Annotated in this window: 21 protein-coding genes; 1 reads left to right on the forward strand and 20 read right to left on the reverse strand. The window is 43.2% G+C overall.

Annotation, left to right across the window (positions count from 1 at the left end; all coding sequences use genetic code 11):
- Positions 1 to 175: 175 nt before the first annotated feature.
- The 17 genes from B5G33_RS07255 to B5G33_RS07340 all read right to left on the reverse strand — a co-directional run bounded on the left by B5G33_RS07255 (position 176) and on the right by B5G33_RS07340 (position 10,102).
- Positions 176 to 361: a type Z 30S ribosomal protein S14 gene (locus B5G33_RS07255; protein WP_087271693.1), complete on the reverse strand. Its 186-nt coding sequence runs from the start codon at positions 359 to 361 to the stop codon at positions 176 to 178.
- A gap of 18 nt (positions 362 to 379) precedes the next feature.
- Positions 380 to 919, reverse strand: coding sequence for a 50S ribosomal protein L5 (rplE, locus tag B5G33_RS07260; protein ID WP_087271683.1), 540 nt, complete (start codon positions 917 to 919; stop codon positions 380 to 382).
- A gap of 20 nt (positions 920 to 939) precedes the next feature.
- The gene (gene rplX, locus B5G33_RS07265; RefSeq protein WP_087271680.1) at positions 940 to 1,245 is read right to left on the reverse strand and encodes a 50S ribosomal protein L24; all 306 of its coding nucleotides are present in this window, start codon (positions 1,243 to 1,245) and stop codon (positions 940 to 942) included.
- Between the two features lie 12 nt (positions 1,246 to 1,257).
- Positions 1,258 to 1,626 carry a 50S ribosomal protein L14 gene (gene rplN, locus B5G33_RS07270; protein WP_087271677.1) on the reverse strand — a complete coding sequence of 123 codons (369 nt, stop codon included), beginning with the start codon at positions 1,624 to 1,626 and terminating at the stop codon, positions 1,258 to 1,260.
- A 56-nt stretch (positions 1,627 to 1,682) separates the two neighbouring features.
- Positions 1,683 to 1,937 carry a 30S ribosomal protein S17 gene (gene rpsQ, locus B5G33_RS07275; RefSeq protein ID WP_087271674.1) on the reverse strand — a complete coding sequence of 85 codons (255 nt, stop codon included), beginning with the start codon at positions 1,935 to 1,937 and terminating at the stop codon, positions 1,683 to 1,685.
- 39 nt (positions 1,938 to 1,976) lie between these two features.
- A complete protein-coding gene (rpmC, locus tag B5G33_RS07280) occupies positions 1,977 to 2,180 on the reverse strand; it encodes a 50S ribosomal protein L29 (protein WP_087271671.1) in 204 nt (67 codons plus the stop codon).
- On the reverse strand, positions 2,170 to 2,607 hold the full coding sequence (gene rplP, locus B5G33_RS07285) for a 50S ribosomal protein L16 (protein ID WP_087271669.1): 438 nt from the start codon (positions 2,605 to 2,607) through the stop codon (positions 2,170 to 2,172). The genes rpmC and rplP overlap by 11 nt, the downstream gene beginning before the upstream one ends.
- A 2-nt stretch (positions 2,608 to 2,609) precedes the next feature.
- Positions 2,610 to 3,266, reverse strand: coding sequence for a 30S ribosomal protein S3 (gene rpsC / locus B5G33_RS07290; protein WP_087271666.1), 657 nt, complete (start codon positions 3,264 to 3,266; stop codon positions 2,610 to 2,612).
- A gap of 11 nt (positions 3,267 to 3,277) precedes the next feature.
- Positions 3,278 to 3,664, reverse strand: coding sequence for a 50S ribosomal protein L22 (gene rplV, locus B5G33_RS07295; protein WP_087271663.1), 387 nt, complete (start codon positions 3,662 to 3,664; stop codon positions 3,278 to 3,280).
- 22 nt (positions 3,665 to 3,686) lie between these two features.
- Positions 3,687 to 3,968, reverse strand: coding sequence for a 30S ribosomal protein S19 (gene rpsS, locus B5G33_RS07300; protein ID WP_087271660.1), 282 nt, complete (start codon positions 3,966 to 3,968; stop codon positions 3,687 to 3,689).
- Between the two features lie 14 nt (positions 3,969 to 3,982).
- Positions 3,983 to 4,828 carry a 50S ribosomal protein L2 gene (rplB, locus tag B5G33_RS07305; RefSeq protein ID WP_087271657.1) on the reverse strand — a complete coding sequence of 282 codons (846 nt, stop codon included), beginning with the start codon at positions 4,826 to 4,828 and terminating at the stop codon, positions 3,983 to 3,985.
- Between the two features lie 178 nt (positions 4,829 to 5,006).
- Positions 5,007 to 5,306: a 50S ribosomal protein L23 gene (rplW, locus tag B5G33_RS07310; RefSeq protein ID WP_087271654.1), complete on the reverse strand. Its 300-nt coding sequence runs from the start codon at positions 5,304 to 5,306 to the stop codon at positions 5,007 to 5,009.
- Entirely contained in the window at positions 5,306 to 5,926 is a 621-nt protein-coding gene (gene rplD / locus B5G33_RS07315; RefSeq protein WP_087271651.1) for a 50S ribosomal protein L4, read from the reverse strand. Before rplD ends, rplW begins: the two co-directional genes overlap by 1 nt.
- 29 nt (positions 5,927 to 5,955) lie before the next feature.
- On the reverse strand, positions 5,956 to 6,585 hold the full coding sequence (gene rplC / locus B5G33_RS07320; protein ID WP_087271648.1) for a 50S ribosomal protein L3: 630 nt from the start codon (positions 6,583 to 6,585) through the stop codon (positions 5,956 to 5,958).
- 117 nt (positions 6,586 to 6,702) lie between these two features.
- Positions 6,703 to 7,020, reverse strand: a complete 318-nt coding sequence (rpsJ, locus tag B5G33_RS07325; protein ID WP_003022820.1) for a 30S ribosomal protein S10 — start codon at positions 7,018 to 7,020, stop codon at positions 6,703 to 6,705.
- Positions 7,021 to 7,413: 393 nt separating this feature from the next.
- The gene (locus tag B5G33_RS21335) at positions 7,414 to 8,619 is read right to left on the reverse strand and encodes a hypothetical protein (RefSeq protein WP_158229585.1); all 1,206 of its coding nucleotides are present in this window, start codon (positions 8,617 to 8,619) and stop codon (positions 7,414 to 7,416) included.
- A gap of 109 nt (positions 8,620 to 8,728) precedes the next feature.
- Positions 8,729 to 10,102: an aminopeptidase gene (locus tag B5G33_RS07340; protein ID WP_087271639.1), complete on the reverse strand. Its 1,374-nt coding sequence runs from the start codon at positions 10,100 to 10,102 to the stop codon at positions 8,729 to 8,731.
- 141 nt (positions 10,103 to 10,243) lie between these two features.
- Here B5G33_RS07340 and B5G33_RS07345 point away from each other — a divergent pair, with 141 nt between their 5' ends.
- Positions 10,244 to 11,002, forward strand: a complete 759-nt coding sequence (locus B5G33_RS07345; protein WP_087271636.1) for a GNAT family N-acetyltransferase — start codon at positions 10,244 to 10,246, stop codon at positions 11,000 to 11,002.
- A gap of 120 nt (positions 11,003 to 11,122) precedes the next feature.
- On the opposite strand, the gene B5G33_RS07350 is transcribed toward B5G33_RS07345, so the two are convergent.
- Genes B5G33_RS07350 through rapZ form a run of 3 tightly spaced genes read right to left on the reverse strand, consistent with a single transcriptional unit; the run spans position 11,123 to position 13,211 of the window.
- Positions 11,123 to 11,386, reverse strand: a complete 264-nt coding sequence (locus B5G33_RS07350; protein ID WP_087271633.1) for an HPr family phosphocarrier protein — start codon at positions 11,384 to 11,386, stop codon at positions 11,123 to 11,125.
- On the reverse strand, positions 11,383 to 12,342 hold the full coding sequence (gene whiA, locus B5G33_RS07355; protein ID WP_087417179.1) for a DNA-binding protein WhiA: 960 nt from the start codon (positions 12,340 to 12,342) through the stop codon (positions 11,383 to 11,385). Before whiA ends, B5G33_RS07350 begins: the two co-directional genes overlap by 4 nt.
- On the reverse strand, positions 12,342 to 13,211 hold the full coding sequence (gene rapZ, locus B5G33_RS07360) for an RNase adapter RapZ (RefSeq protein ID WP_087417180.1): 870 nt from the start codon (positions 13,209 to 13,211) through the stop codon (positions 12,342 to 12,344). The genes whiA and rapZ overlap by 1 nt, the downstream gene beginning before the upstream one ends.
- Positions 13,212 to 13,219 lie beyond the last annotated feature (8 nt).

Raw genomic sequence — 13,219 nt, forward strand, 5'->3', positions numbered from 1 at the left:
AACGGTTCGGCACACCACTCTCACTAAATTCAGCCTTCGCTAAAAGTTATCGGGGTGTCTTCCCTCAACTAAGCTCATCTCTCGCCTTCGGCTCGGCTTCGCTAAGGTTCGGGAAGGGCCTCGCACTAAGTTCAAGCTGCGCCTTTCGGCTTGCTTTCACTAAGTTGCTTTCGGCCTACCAGCTTGCTTTTTTTACTCCTGGGATCTGGCCTTTGTATGCCAGCTCACGGAAGCAGATACGGCAGATACCGTATTTTCTTAAATATGCATGTGGACGTCCACAGATACGGCAGCGGCTGTACTCTCTTGTGGAGAATTTCTGTTTACGCTGCTGTTTTACTTTCATTGCTGTTTTAGCCATGAATTTTCCCTCCTATAATTACTTTGCAAATGGCATGTTGAATAATGTCAATAATTCACGAGCTTCTTCGTCTGTTTTAGCAGTGGTTACGAAAATAACATCCATACCTCTTACTTTATCGACTTTATCATATTCCACTTCAGGGAAAATCAGCTGCTCTTTGATTCCAAGGGCATAATTTCCTCTTCCGTCAAATGCGTTAGGATTTACACCACGGAAGTCACGTACACGAGGCAGTGCCAGGTTGATGAGACGATCTGCAAACTCATACATTTTCTCGCCTCTTAATGTTACTTTACAACCAATTGGCATACCCTCACGGATCTTGAAGTTAGCAATGGAGTTTTTCGCTTTTGTTGTCACAGCCTTCTGGCCTGTGATCAGCTCCATATCAGCAACAGCTGCATCCAGAACTTTTGCGTTGTCCTTTGCTTCGCCTACACCCATGTTTACAACGATCTTATCGAGTTTCGGCACTTCCATGATATTTTTATAACCAAACTTTTTGATCATAGCATCTACGATCTCATTTTTATACATATCTTTAAGTCTGCTCATTTGTTGGCCTCCTCTCTCAATTAATCGATCACTTTGCCTGTAGTCTTAGCCACACGCACTTTCTTGCCATCCTCAACTTTAAAGCCGATTCTGGTAACTTTACCTTCATGCATAACCATTACGTTGGAGGCATCGATCCAAGCTTCTTTGTTTACGATACCGCCCTGCTGATTGCTCATGGATGGTTTTGTGTGTTTTGTGACCATGTTTACGCCTTCAACCAGAACAGCGCCTTTTTTCGGATTAACAGAGATTACTTTTCCTTCTTTGTCTTTATCTTTGCCGGCGATAACTTTAACAGTATCGCCTTTTTTAATCTTAAACATCAGGCTTACCTCCTATAATACTTCTGGAGCTAAGGAAACAATCTTCATAAACTGTTTCTCACGAAGCTCTCTGGCTACTGGTCCAAAAATACGGGTTCCTCTTGGTGTCTTGTCATCTTTGATGATAACGGCTGCATTTTCATCAAATTTGATGTAAGAGCCGTCTTTACGGCGAACGCCTTTAACAGTACGAACAACAACTGCCTTTACAACGTCACCTTTTTTCACAACACCGCCTGGTGTTGCATCTTTGACCGTAGCAACGATAACATCGCCGATATTGGCATATCTTCTAGTAGAACCGCCCATAACACGGATGCAGAGGATTTCTTTTGCACCAGTGTTGTCAGCGACTCTAAGTCTACTTTCCTGTTGAATCATGCTGGGATTCCTCCTTCACGAATTTCCAAACTATATTCCAATAACTGGAAGACCAATTATTTCACTCTTTCTACAACTTCTACAAGTCTCCATCTCTTGTCTTTGGACAGAGGTCTTGTTTCCATAACCTTTACGGTATCACCGATGTTGCAGGTATTCTCTTCGTCATGTGCTTTTAATTTATAGGTTCTCTTTACGATCTTTTTGTAAAGAGGATGTTTTACGTGGTCTTCGATAGCAACTACAATAGTTTTGTCCATCTTGTTGCTGACAACTTTACCAACACGTGTTTTTCTCAGATTTCTTTCCACGATTATGCTGCTCCTTTCTATCTAATAGGAATTTCTTCCTTACGCATTTGCCTTCTGAGCAATCAGAGTCTGGATTCTAGCGATGTTCTTGCGAACTTCTTTAATTCTGCTTGTGTTGTCCAGCTGATTTGTTGCATTCTGAAATCTCAAGTTAAAGAGTTCCTTCTTAGCAGCTACTAATTCTTCCTGTAATTCTGCAGCTGATTTTGTTCTTAAATCTTCTACATAATTTTTAATTTTCACTGTTATCACCGCCTTCTAAGTCTGCACGAGAAACGATTTTACATTTAACTGGCAACTTGTGCATGGCAAGACGCAGAGCCTCACGAGCTGTTTCCTCAGGAACGCCTGCGATCTCAAACATTACTCTGCCTGGCTTTACAACTGCTACCCAGTATTCTAAGGCACCTTTTCCGGAACCCATACGTGTTTCTGCTGGTTTTGCTGTTACTGGTTTATCTGGGAAAATTTTAATCCATACTTTACCGCCACGTTTGATATAACGAGTCATGGCAACACGGGCAGCCTCAATCTGGTTGGATCTGATCCAGCAAGGCTCTGTTGCAACCAGACCGAATTCACCGTAGTTGATCTTATTTCCTCTTAACGCTTTTCCTCTCATGGAGCCACGGAATTGTTTACGACGTTTTACTCTTTTTGGCATTAACATAATTATTTATCGCTCCCTTCCTTAGTTCCTTTTGTTGGAAGTACTTCGCCATTGTAGACCCATGTCTTAACGCCAACTTTGCCGTAAGTGGTGTCTGCTTCAGCGAAACCATAGTCGATATCTGCTCTTAAAGTCTGAAGGGGAATGGTTCCCTCGCTGTAGAACTCTGTACGAGCCATATCAGCGCCGCCCAGACGTCCGGATACGGAGGTTTTGATTCCCTTTGCGCCGGCTTTCATTGTTCTGGACATTGCAGACTTCATAGCACGACGGAAGGAAATACGGTTCTCAAGCTGAAGAGCAATGTTCTCTGCTACCAGCTGAGCGTCTTTATCCGGTCTCTTTACTTCTTTGATGTCAACAACTAATTTTTTATCTGTAAATTTCTGTAATTCAGCTTTTACTTTCTCGATCTCTGAACCGCCTTTACCGATAACAACACCTGGTTTAGCAGTGTAAACAATAACTTTTACTCTGTCAGATGCTCTTTCGATCTCGATTCTGGAGATACCTGCGCTGTATAATTTCTTTTTCAGAAATGTTCTGATATTATAATCTTCCACTAAGTTGTCAGCGAAATCGCCTTCAGCATACCATTTGGAATCCCAGTCTTTGATAACGCCGACTCTGAGTCCGTGTGGGTTAACCTTCTGTCCCATGATATTCCTCCTTATCTTTCATCCAATACAACTGTGATATGGCAGTTTCTCTTTAAGATTCTGTAAGCTCTGCCCTGTGCTCTCGGTTTGATTCTCTTCATTGTAGGCGCTTTGTTTGCGTAGCATTCTGCAATGTAAAGATTTTCCGGATTCATACCATTGTTGTTCTCAGCATTTGCAATAGCTGATTCCAGTAATTTTTTGATGACGCTGGAAGCGTATCTTGGATTGTATGTTAAGATACCAAGTGCAGTCTGCACGTCTTTGCCACGGATAACATCCAGTACGTAGCAAGCTTTCTGTACGGACATTCTTGCGTAGGATAACTTTGCAGAGGGTCTTGTATCTTTATTAGCATTTCTTGCTCTTTTAATCTGACTTCTATGTCCTTTTGCCATGATAAAAGCCTCCTTTCAAATATTAACGAACACCTGATTTTTTCTCGTCTTTGCCGTGTCCTCTATAAGTTCTTGTAGCAACAAACTCACCAAGTTTGTGGCCAACCATATCTTCTGTAATATAAACCGGCACATGTTTTCTTCCGTCATGAACAGCGATTGTATGTCCAACGAAGGAAGGGAAAATTGTGGAACGACGTGACCAGGTTTTAATAACTGTCTTATCGCCGGCAGCATTCATAGCGTCTACTTTTTTCAGTAAGCTTTTATCTGCGAACGGTCCTTTTTTTAATGAACGAGCCATTGTCTTACCTCCTATTATTTAGCTAATGTTTTGCCATCTCTTCTTCTTACAATTAACTTGTTAGACTGTTTGTTTTTCTTTCTTGTCTTCAAGCCAAGAGCCGGTTTGCCCCATGGAGTACATGGACCTGGGCGTCCGATACCGGTCTTACCTTCACCACCACCATGTGGATGATCGTTGGGGTTCATAACAGAACCACGAACGGTAGGTCTGATGCCCATGTGACGTTTACGTCCTGCTTTACCGATGTTGATAAGGCTGTGCTCGCCGTTTCCTACTACGCCGATAGATGCGCGGCAGTTTAAAGGAACCATTCTCATTTCGCCTGATGGAAGACGAAGTGTTGCATATTTTCCTTCTTTTGCCATTAACTGTGCTCCGTTACCAGCAGAACGAACCAGCTGTCCGCCTTTGCCCGGATACAGTTCAATGTTGTGTACCATAGTACCAACTGGGATATTTGTCAGAGGCAGGCAGTTTCCAGGTCTTACTTCAGCGTTTTCGCCGTTCATGATCTTCATGCCAACCTTTAATCCTTCTGGAGCTAAGATGTAAGCCTTCTCACCGTCTGCATATGCGATCAGAGCGATGTTGGCTGTTCTGTTCGGATCGTATTCGATAGTCTTAACTGTTGCGGGGATATCGTCTTTTCTTCTCTTGAAGTCAACGATTCTGTATTTTGTTCTGTTTCCGCCTCCGCGGTGTCTTACTGTGATTTTACCTTGATTATTACGTCCAGCATTTTTCTTTAAGGACACAACCAGAGATTTCTCTGGAGTTGAGGTTGTGATCTCGCTGAAATCAGAACCTGTCATGTGTCTTCTGGAAGGTGTATATGGGCTGTAGGTTTTAATTCCCATTACTGTCTCTCCTTTCATGTCCGCCAGTATGCAACATATCCTGGCGTTTCTTTGCCGCAGCCAAATATCGGATTATTTTTTCTTGACTGCTGTAGTTGTCATCGTAGTTTGTAGGGGGTATGTTCACTCAACTAAACTCGGCTGTCGCCTTCGGCTCTGCCTCGTTAAGGTTCGTGAATTATAATCCCTCAAAAATTTCAATATCTTTGCTATCCTCTGTAAGAGTTACGATAGCTTTCTTTGTCTTAGCTGTTTTTCCGAAGGTCATTCCTCTTCTCTTTGTCTTGCCATCTAAGTTCATGGTGTTGACAGATTTTACTTTTGTTCCTTCGAACATTTTTTCAACAGCTTCTTTGATCATGGTCTTGTTAGCCTCTGTGTGTACTAAGAAAGTATATTTCTTTTCGCCCATGGCTGCCATGCTCTTCTCTGTTACAATCGGTTTCAGGATTACATCATAATACTGTACGTTTGCCATTATGCGTATACCTCCTCAATTGCTGCTGCAGAAGCCTTTGTCAGGATCAGAGTATTGTATTTCAGTACATCGTATACATTGATAGTACTTGGTAATGCTGTGATCACATCCGGAATGTTTCTTGTAGATAATACTACGTTCTGATCATTGTCAGCCAGTACTACCATTGCTTTAGAAACGTTCAGGTTATTTAAAACATTCTGCATTGCTTTTGTCTTTACTTCATCTAACTTCAGATCTTCCAGAACGATGAGCTTGTTCTCCTGTACTCTGCTTGTAAGAACAGATTTCAGAGCAGCTCTTCTTTCTTTCTTATTCATTTTCTGAGAATAATCTCTTGGTGTTGGTGCGAATACTACACCGCCGCCTGTCCACTGTGGAGCTCTTGTTGAACCCTGTCTTGCATGACCAGTTCCTTTCTGTCTCCAAGGTTTTCTTCCGCCGCCAGATACTTCAGAACGTGTTTTTGCTTTCTGTGTACCCTGACGATTATTTGCAAGCTGGCGAACAACAGCTAAATGTACTAAGTGGTCGTTGATTTCTACACCGAACACCGCATCGTTTAATTCCATTGTTCCAACTTCTTTGCCTTCCATATTATAAACAGATACGTTTGCCATTTGTATGGTCCTCCTTTCCAACGAAAACTTTATTTGCCGGCTTTCACTGTTTCTTTAATTGTAACTAAGGATTTCTTAGGTCCTGGAACAGCGCCTTTAACCAGAAGCAGATTATTTTCAGCATCTACTCTTACGATCTCAAGGTTCTGTACAGTCACTTTTACATGTCCCATCTGTCCTGGCATTCCTTTTCCTTTGAATACTTTGGACGGATCAGAACAAGCACCGTTAGAACCTGCATGACGATGGTATTTAGAACCGTGAGTCATAGGTCCTCTGGACTGTCCATGTCTCTTGATAGCACCCTGGAATCCTTTACCTTTGCTGATTGCAGTAGCGTCAATCTTGTCGCCTGCAGCAAAGATGTCAGCTTTGATTTCCTGTCCCAAGGAGTATTCGCCTTCCAGCTTTAACTCTCTTACATATCTTCTGCAGGAAACTCCGGCTTTGTCAAAGTGTCCTTTCATTGGCTTGTTCACAAGGTTTTCTCTCTTGTCGCCAAAGCCAACCTGTACTGCTTCATAGCCGTCATTGTCCATGGTCTTAACCTGTGTTACTACACAAGGACCAGCCTGCAATACAGTTACTGGAGTTAACACTCCGTCTTCGTTGAAGATTTGAGTCATTCCGACTTTAGTAGCTAAGATTGCTTTCTTCATTTTTTACCTCCTGTGAATCTACAGCGGATTACACTGTGTTGTGCAATCATCCTAGACAAACAGTCGATATATATTTCTATATCAACCTTGTAAGGATAATCTCTTCATCAAACAGAATTATTTCTGTTTCATCTTGATATCAATGTACACACCTGCAGGCATCTCCAGTCTTGCCAGAGCGTCTACTGTTTTCTGTGTTGGTGCGATGATATCGATCAGTCTTTTATGAGTTCTCTGCTCGAACTGTTCTCTGGAATCTTTGTATTTGTGAACCGCACGCAGGATTGTTACAACCTCTTTCTTTGTAGGAAGGGGAACCGGTCCGCTAACAGTTGCTCCATTCTTCTTAACAGTTTCGATGATTTTGCCTGCAGACGCATCTACTAACTGATGGTCGTAAGCTTTTAAAGTGATTCTCATTACTTGACTTGCCATAAAAAAAGTCTCCTCCTTTTCGCACTTTTTGTAGTACGACAAGCGGCGACTGTACACATTCCCGTGTGTGTCATCTCAAATCTGCACACACTCCCACTCATTCGTGGTAAGTCTCTTGATGTTATACAGTGACTTGTCGTCAGTTTCCTAACTTGACATTCGCTCCACGGAAAACCTGCCACATAGGCAGCAACCTCGCGCTTCACAGCTATCATGTCACAGCACTTGTTAGTATAATAGAAGTTTTTCCAGATTGCAAGCTTTTTTTCTTCTGTTTTGTATTTTTTTTGTATTTTTTCTTATACATAAAAGAAAGCACCGGAAAGGAGAATTTCTCTTTCAGATGCTTTTCTTCTATATATAATATATTGTTCGAAACATAAGTGGATGAAATCAAAGGATGTCTGAATAATCCAGCAGTGTCACCTGATTATCTTTATCTTCTTTTACTTCCGGTGCATCTCCTGCAGCTCTTGCCTTTGCCAGGAGTTCTTCTACAGAAGGAGCATTTGGAACAGCTTCCGGATTTAGCATCCTTTCTTCCTCCTCAACCTCAGGAATCATGATTGTATCGCCTGGATCTTCAGAAGATTCCGGCTCTTCTATCTCATCCTCAGCCTCATTCTCAGACATATCCATTTCCTGAGCGTCCTCAAGTTCTGTCTCTGGCTCAGTTTCAGGAACTTCTGTTTCTACGGTTTTTGCAAAAACTTCTTCAGGGCTTTCTTCTGTCTGCTCTATTTCCTGGATATCCGGCATGACAATGGTCGCATCAGGTACCTGCTCAGGCTCACTTATCTGTGAAATTCCCATAGCTACAGAGGACATGGCCTCTTCCATTGCCTTATCAAGCTCTTCTATCTGAGAATCTCCTTCCCCGCTCTCTTCTGTCTCTGTCTCAAAAGTTTCCGGAATGTTTTCTTCCAGCTCAGCTGCTGTTTCCTCTTCCTCTTCGTCCTCCAGATAACCTTTCTTCTCCAGCTTTCTGCGGCGCTTCTCTTCTTTCTTCAGTCTTCTCCGCTCTCTCCGTGAAAGTACTTTCTCTTCATCCTCGTCGGATTCTTCCTCTTCCTGGGAGTCTTCCTCAGACTCATCTTCCTCTTCGTCCTCATCCTCTTCTTCATCTCTATCTTTTCTCCAGATTTCAGAAAGAATGAAAAGAATAATAAGAAAGACAATTCCCAATCCTACTACAATAAGACCTTCTGTACTCTGCAGAGCTATAGCCCCATATCCAATAAATGGAACTACAACTATCACACGTGAGATTGATTTCTGAATCGTAACGCTCTGGTCATCACTATTTTCATTATATGGATCCCTGACTCTGTAAGCTCCTGCACTGGCATCCATATCTGTAATCTCATAGACATAATCGCTGGAGCCTTCGCTGTAAATGATACGGTCTCCAACCTCAAGTTCCTGAGAGTTTATAGTTCTGCCGTAAGCTACAGAGCCCACAGGCAAGTTTGTATCAGTTTCTGTATTATCATTCATAACTGTATCAATGCCTGCAAAGGGCGGTACCAGCAGGGCAGCAGCTACTGCAATAGCCGCAATAACGACTAGATTCACAATTATTTTCAAAAATTTTGACATTTCTGTACTCCTTACCTTACAGCCTGGCTGCTATTTTTTGTAATTTGTTTTATCTTAACATTTTTCAGCCAAGATGTATAGAGTGAATTTTCAGTCTGCATTTTGATGGTTACATTTCTTTCAGGAAAGCACAGTAGCCTTTGTAAGCTTCATAGATGTCTACCTTGCTGGCAATTTCCCATGGAGAATGCATGTTCAGAACAGCTACGCCGCAGTCAATTACTTCCATATTATAGTTTGCCAGAATATAGGCGATGGTCCCGCCGCCTCCCTGGTCGACTTTCCCCAGTTCCGCAGTCTGGAAAGCTACCTGATTTTCTTCCATGACTTTCCGGAGTCTTGCTATGTATTCTGGATTGGCATCGTTGGAGCCGCTCTTACCTCTGGAACCTGTATATTTATTGAAAGTAATACCATGTCCCAGATAAGCTGAATTCTTTTTCTCCATTACTTCCGGATAGTTGGGGTCAAAGGCCGCACTGACATCAGAGGAAAGCATCATAGAATTTTTCAGGGCTCTTCTCAGACTCAGCTCGCTGTACTGTCCTGCTGCGTTCATAACCTCTGCTGTTGTATTTTCAAAGAAACGTGACTGCATTCCTGTAGCGCCCACGCTTCCAATTTCCTCTTTATCAACCAGAAGACACACGGAAGTATATTCCACCTTATCCTGGGCCAGCATAGCCATAAAAGAAGGATATGCGCAGACACGGTCATCATGTCCGTATGCCATGATCATACTTCTGTCCAGGCCGTAATCTTTTGCAGGTCCTGCAGGAACTACTTCTAATTCTGCTGATAAGAAATCTTCCTCTTCGATTCCATACTGTTCTTTCAGAAGCTCCAGTATCTGAGCTTTTACCGGTTCTTTTTCCTCATCGGTCAGAGGAATGCTTCCCACCAGGACATCCAGATTTTCACCTTCTACTACTTCTGCAGCATTTTTCTGCATCTGCTTACCGGAAAGATGGATCAGAAGATCGGAAATTCCTACTACCGGGTCATCTTCCTTTTCCCCGATCACTACCTGGACCACTTCGCCATCCTTCTTAACTACTACGCCGTGAAGGGCCATTGGCAGAGTCACCCACTGGTATTTCTTCACGCCTCCGTAATAATGGGTATCCATCATCGCCAGTTCTGTATCTTCATATAATGGATTCTGTTTCAGATCCAGTCTCGGAGAATCTACATGAGCTCCCAGAATCCGCATTCCCTTTTCCATAGGCTCCTGGCCTACAATGTACATGGCAAGGGTCTTTCCCATATTGTTGGCATACACTTTGTCTCCCGGCTTCAGTTCTATTCCCTGAGCAGTAATCTCATCCAAGTCTCTGTATCCTGCCTTCCGGGCCATATTTATCATTTCAGCAATACATTCCCGCTCTGTCTTACAGCGGCTCATAAACTCCTTATAGGCTCCGCAGAAGTCAAAAATTTCTTTTTTATCCGTATATTTTTTCCATGCATTTTCAGTCTTCATCCTTGTCTGCCTCCTGTCATTTGTTTTTCAGAACTATCTCGATTCTACTACAACTTCCTTCTGAATGCAAGGCAGGGCTTGCTTCTTCCTTCCTTATCTTATATAATGGGCATTAATCCCAAATGAAAGGTGGAATCTGTTTTGAAAAATAAGATTAAAACCATTGAAGACCTGTCTCTGAATGCATGGCCTTCTCACCAAATGCAGATTTATGACGGCTGGATCCTTCGTTTTTCTTATTTTTATACCCACCGGACCAACTGTATTGAACAAATCGGCCCCTCCTCTATCCCCTTGGTGGATAAGCTGGATTACTGTGAGGAAGTTTACGAAAGGTGGGGAACTCCCGCCATTTATAAGATTACTCCATTGATCAACAGTTCCTTTGATCAAAAACTTACAGAAAGAGGATACCATATTGCCCATATTACAGAAGTCATGACCATGGAGCTTGGCGGCCCTCTTCCCGGACACATCTCCTGTGAGGTAGTCCTCAGCCCCCATATCACTCCTCAGTGGCTGGAGGCACTTTTCAACATGAAAGGAACAGTTAATCAGATTCACAGAAAAATCGTCCCTTCTATGTATGCAGCCATTCCTAAGGATGTTATCGCTGCTTCTGTGTATGATAAAGGAGAGATGATCGGCACTGGACTTGGCATATTGGACCGGGACTATGTGGGACTCTATGCAATACATGTGGCAGATAAATATCGAGGGTCCCATATTGGCCGCTCCATCTGCCTTTCCCTTTTAAACGCAGCCACCAGGCAGGGGGCTTCTTCCGCCTATCTTCAGGTAGTGCAGGGCAATATACCAGCCAAAAACCTGTACCGTTCCCTTGGATTTGAAGATTTCTATACTTACTGGTTCCGGCAGCAGTATCCTGTAAAAAACTAGTACATAGCAAAACCCCGGCAGCAGCAGAAAGAATTTTCATCTCTTCCTGACTGACTGCCGGGGCATTTTTTCACATTATTCTATATCAGGGCTGATTGGTCCAAGTAAGACATTCCACCATTATTTATGGGACTTCTTGCTCAGGTATTCCTCAATTCCTTTCATGGCCTCTTCTTCATCTGCGCCTTCAATGGATACCGTTACCTTTTCTCCAGCATCAAGTCCAAGGCTCATCATTCCCATAATACTCTTCGCGTTTACCCTCTTCTCCTCATTTTCCAGATAAATACTGCTGGAATACTGGCTGGCAATCTGAACGAGCATGGCAATCGGCCTTGCCTCTAGTCCATTTGAAATTCCAATAGTTATCGGTTTCCTAATCATACTTGTTCCTCCTTGAATCCTCTAAGCTGTTCTGCTATGCTGCTGATCTTTCTGAGTCTGTGATTCACTCCCGACTTACCTATGGGAACCGAGAAAAGAGCTCCCAGCTCCTTCAGGGACGCCTGAGGGTATTCCAAACGCAGCAGCGCCGTTTCCTCCAGATTTTCAGGCAGTCTGTGAAGACCTACCGTATCTCGGATATACGCAATATCCTCCATCTGTTTTACCGCAGCATTTACAGTCTTGTTAATGTTTGCCGTTTCGCAGTTCACCTTTCTGTTCACCGTGTTCCGCATTCCCTTAAGTATCCGGACATTTTCCAGATTCATCAGAGAAACACCAGCTCCCATAAGGCCTAAAAGTTCTACGATTTGTGCGCCTTCTTTCACATAAACAACATCATACTTTTTGCGTTTCACAATCTTGGCATCAATTTCAAAAGACTGAATCAGCTCCTGCAGCTGCCGTGCCTTTTCCTGGCTGGTACAGACAATCTCAAAATGATAAAATTTTGTAGGATCGCTGATAGACCCGGAGCACAAAAAAGCCCCCCGCAGGAATGCCCGCTTACAGCAATTCTTCTGAATCACCATTTGACTGACCAGGCCCTGTACAGCCGCCGGCCTCCTGTCTGCAGTGAATAATTTCACAGCCTGGAGAACCTTTACCGTAATGTCCTGATTTCCCACGTCAATTGTAAACCGGTTGTTTTTTTTGACTATTCTTTCATCAATAGAAACTTCGCCATTTATTTTAAACGTTTTTTCCAGCAATGTAAAGCACTTTCTTACAATAGCCGAATTTTCCGAGGATATTCTCAGATTTATTTCTCCCTGGGGGTCTGTATATATTTCCCCACTAAAAGCTATGATTGCAGACAATTCCGCTATCCTGCAGTGTCTGGCGCTGTCTATTTTCTTCAGCAGCTCTTCTTTTACCTCTCTGGAAAAAGACATTACTTCCCATCCTTTTCTATATCTCTATGTTCTATACGCAGTCCATATTCTTCGCTCTTCTCCAGGCGGCGGTAAAGTTCATTTGCCAGCGTCACAGAACGGTGCTTTCCTCCAGTACATCCCACCCCGATCACAAGCTGAGTCTTTCCCTCCGCAATATAATTAGGTATGAGAAAGCGTATCATGTCCTCCAGTTTATCGGAAAACTCATGGGCAAGGTCAAACCCCATTACATAATCCCGCACAGGCTGATCATTCCCGCTCAGAGGCCGGAGCTGTTCTATGTAATAAGGATTTGGCAGAAAACGTACATCAAAAACAAGGTCCGCATCCTGAGGGATTCCATACTTAAACCCAAAGGACAGTACCGTCACCATAAGGTTTTTAAAGTTCCGGTTGTCTACAAAAATCTTTTCCAGCTCTTCTTTCAGTTCTCTTGTAAGGAGTTTACTGGTATCCAGGATATAATCTGCATACTGCTTCAGATCTTTCAGCCGCTCCCTCTCTCTTCTGATACCTTCGTCCACCCGTCCGCTGCCAGCCAGAGGATGGCTTCTTCTTGTCTCTTTATAGCGTTTTACCAGAGCCCTGTCATCGGCATCCAGAAAAAGGATTTCCACTTTTGTTCCCGGATACTTAATATTTTCCAATACAGATTCCAGCTCATCCAGTGACTTGCCGCTCCTCACATCAATTCCTACGGCAACCCTCTCGATTTCTCCAGGACCACCGTCTCGGATAAGCTGGATAAATTTTTCAATCAGAGGCACTGGGAGATTATCCACACAAAAGTATTCCATATCCTCCAGCATTTTTAATGCCGTACTTTTGCCTGCCCCTGACATTCCTGTAACAATTACAAACCGCATAGCCCCTC

Source organism: Blautia sp. An81 (assembly GCF_002161285.1).
GTDB lineage: Bacteria > Bacillota > Clostridia > Lachnospirales > Lachnospiraceae > Blautia > Blautia ornithocaccae.

What these genes read in the sequence shown, in the direction of transcription:
- B5G33_RS07255 (WP_087271693.1), bottom strand. Translation starts at nt 361, where the DNA reads ATGGCTAAAACAGCAATGAAAGTAAAACAGCAGCGTAAACAGAAATTC.
- rplN (WP_087271677.1), bottom strand. Translation starts at nt 1,626, where the DNA reads ATGATTCAACAGGAAAGTAGACTTAGAGTCGCTGACAACACTGGTGCA.
- rpsJ (WP_003022820.1), bottom strand. Translation starts at nt 7,020, where the DNA reads ATGGCAAGTCAAGTAATGAGAATCACTTTAAAAGCTTACGACCATCAG.
- B5G33_RS07350 (WP_087271633.1), bottom strand. Translation starts at nt 11,386, where the DNA reads ATGATTAGGAAACCGATAACTATTGGAATTTCAAATGGACTAGAGGCA.
- rplC (WP_087271648.1), bottom strand. Translation starts at nt 6,585, where the DNA reads ATGAAGAAAGCAATCTTAGCTACTAAAGTCGGAATGACTCAAATCTTC.
- rplB (WP_087271657.1), bottom strand. Translation starts at nt 4,828, where the DNA reads ATGGGAATTAAAACCTACAGCCCATATACACCTTCCAGAAGACACATG.
- rpsS (WP_087271660.1), bottom strand. Translation starts at nt 3,968, where the DNA reads ATGGCTCGTTCATTAAAAAAAGGACCGTTCGCAGATAAAAGCTTACTG.
- rplV (WP_087271663.1), bottom strand. Translation starts at nt 3,664, where the DNA reads ATGGCAAAAGGACATAGAAGTCAGATTAAAAGAGCAAGAAATGCTAAT.
- rplW (WP_087271654.1), bottom strand. Translation starts at nt 5,306, where the DNA reads ATGGCAAACGTACAGTATTATGATGTAATCCTGAAACCGATTGTAACA.
- rplP (WP_087271669.1), bottom strand. Translation starts at nt 2,607, where the DNA reads ATGTTAATGCCAAAAAGAGTAAAACGTCGTAAACAATTCCGTGGCTCC.
- rpsC (WP_087271666.1), bottom strand. Translation starts at nt 3,266, where the DNA reads ATGGGACAGAAGGTTAACCCACACGGACTCAGAGTCGGCGTTATCAAA.
- rplD (WP_087271651.1), bottom strand. Translation starts at nt 5,926, where the DNA reads ATGGCAAACGTATCTGTTTATAATATGGAAGGCAAAGAAGTTGGAACA.
- rapZ (WP_087417180.1), bottom strand. Translation starts at nt 13,211, where the DNA reads ATGCGGTTTGTAATTGTTACAGGAATGTCAGGGGCAGGCAAAAGTACG.
- B5G33_RS07340 (WP_087271639.1), bottom strand. Translation starts at nt 10,102, where the DNA reads ATGAAGACTGAAAATGCATGGAAAAAATATACGGATAAAAAAGAAATT.
- whiA (WP_087417179.1), bottom strand. Translation starts at nt 12,342, where the DNA reads ATGTCTTTTTCCAGAGAGGTAAAAGAAGAGCTGCTGAAGAAAATAGAC.
- B5G33_RS21335 (WP_158229585.1), bottom strand. Translation starts at nt 8,619, where the DNA reads ATGTCAAAATTTTTGAAAATAATTGTGAATCTAGTCGTTATTGCGGCT.
- rplX (WP_087271680.1), bottom strand. Translation starts at nt 1,245, where the DNA reads ATGTTTAAGATTAAAAAAGGCGATACTGTTAAAGTTATCGCCGGCAAA.
- rplE (WP_087271683.1), bottom strand. Translation starts at nt 919, where the DNA reads ATGAGCAGACTTAAAGATATGTATAAAAATGAGATCGTAGATGCTATG.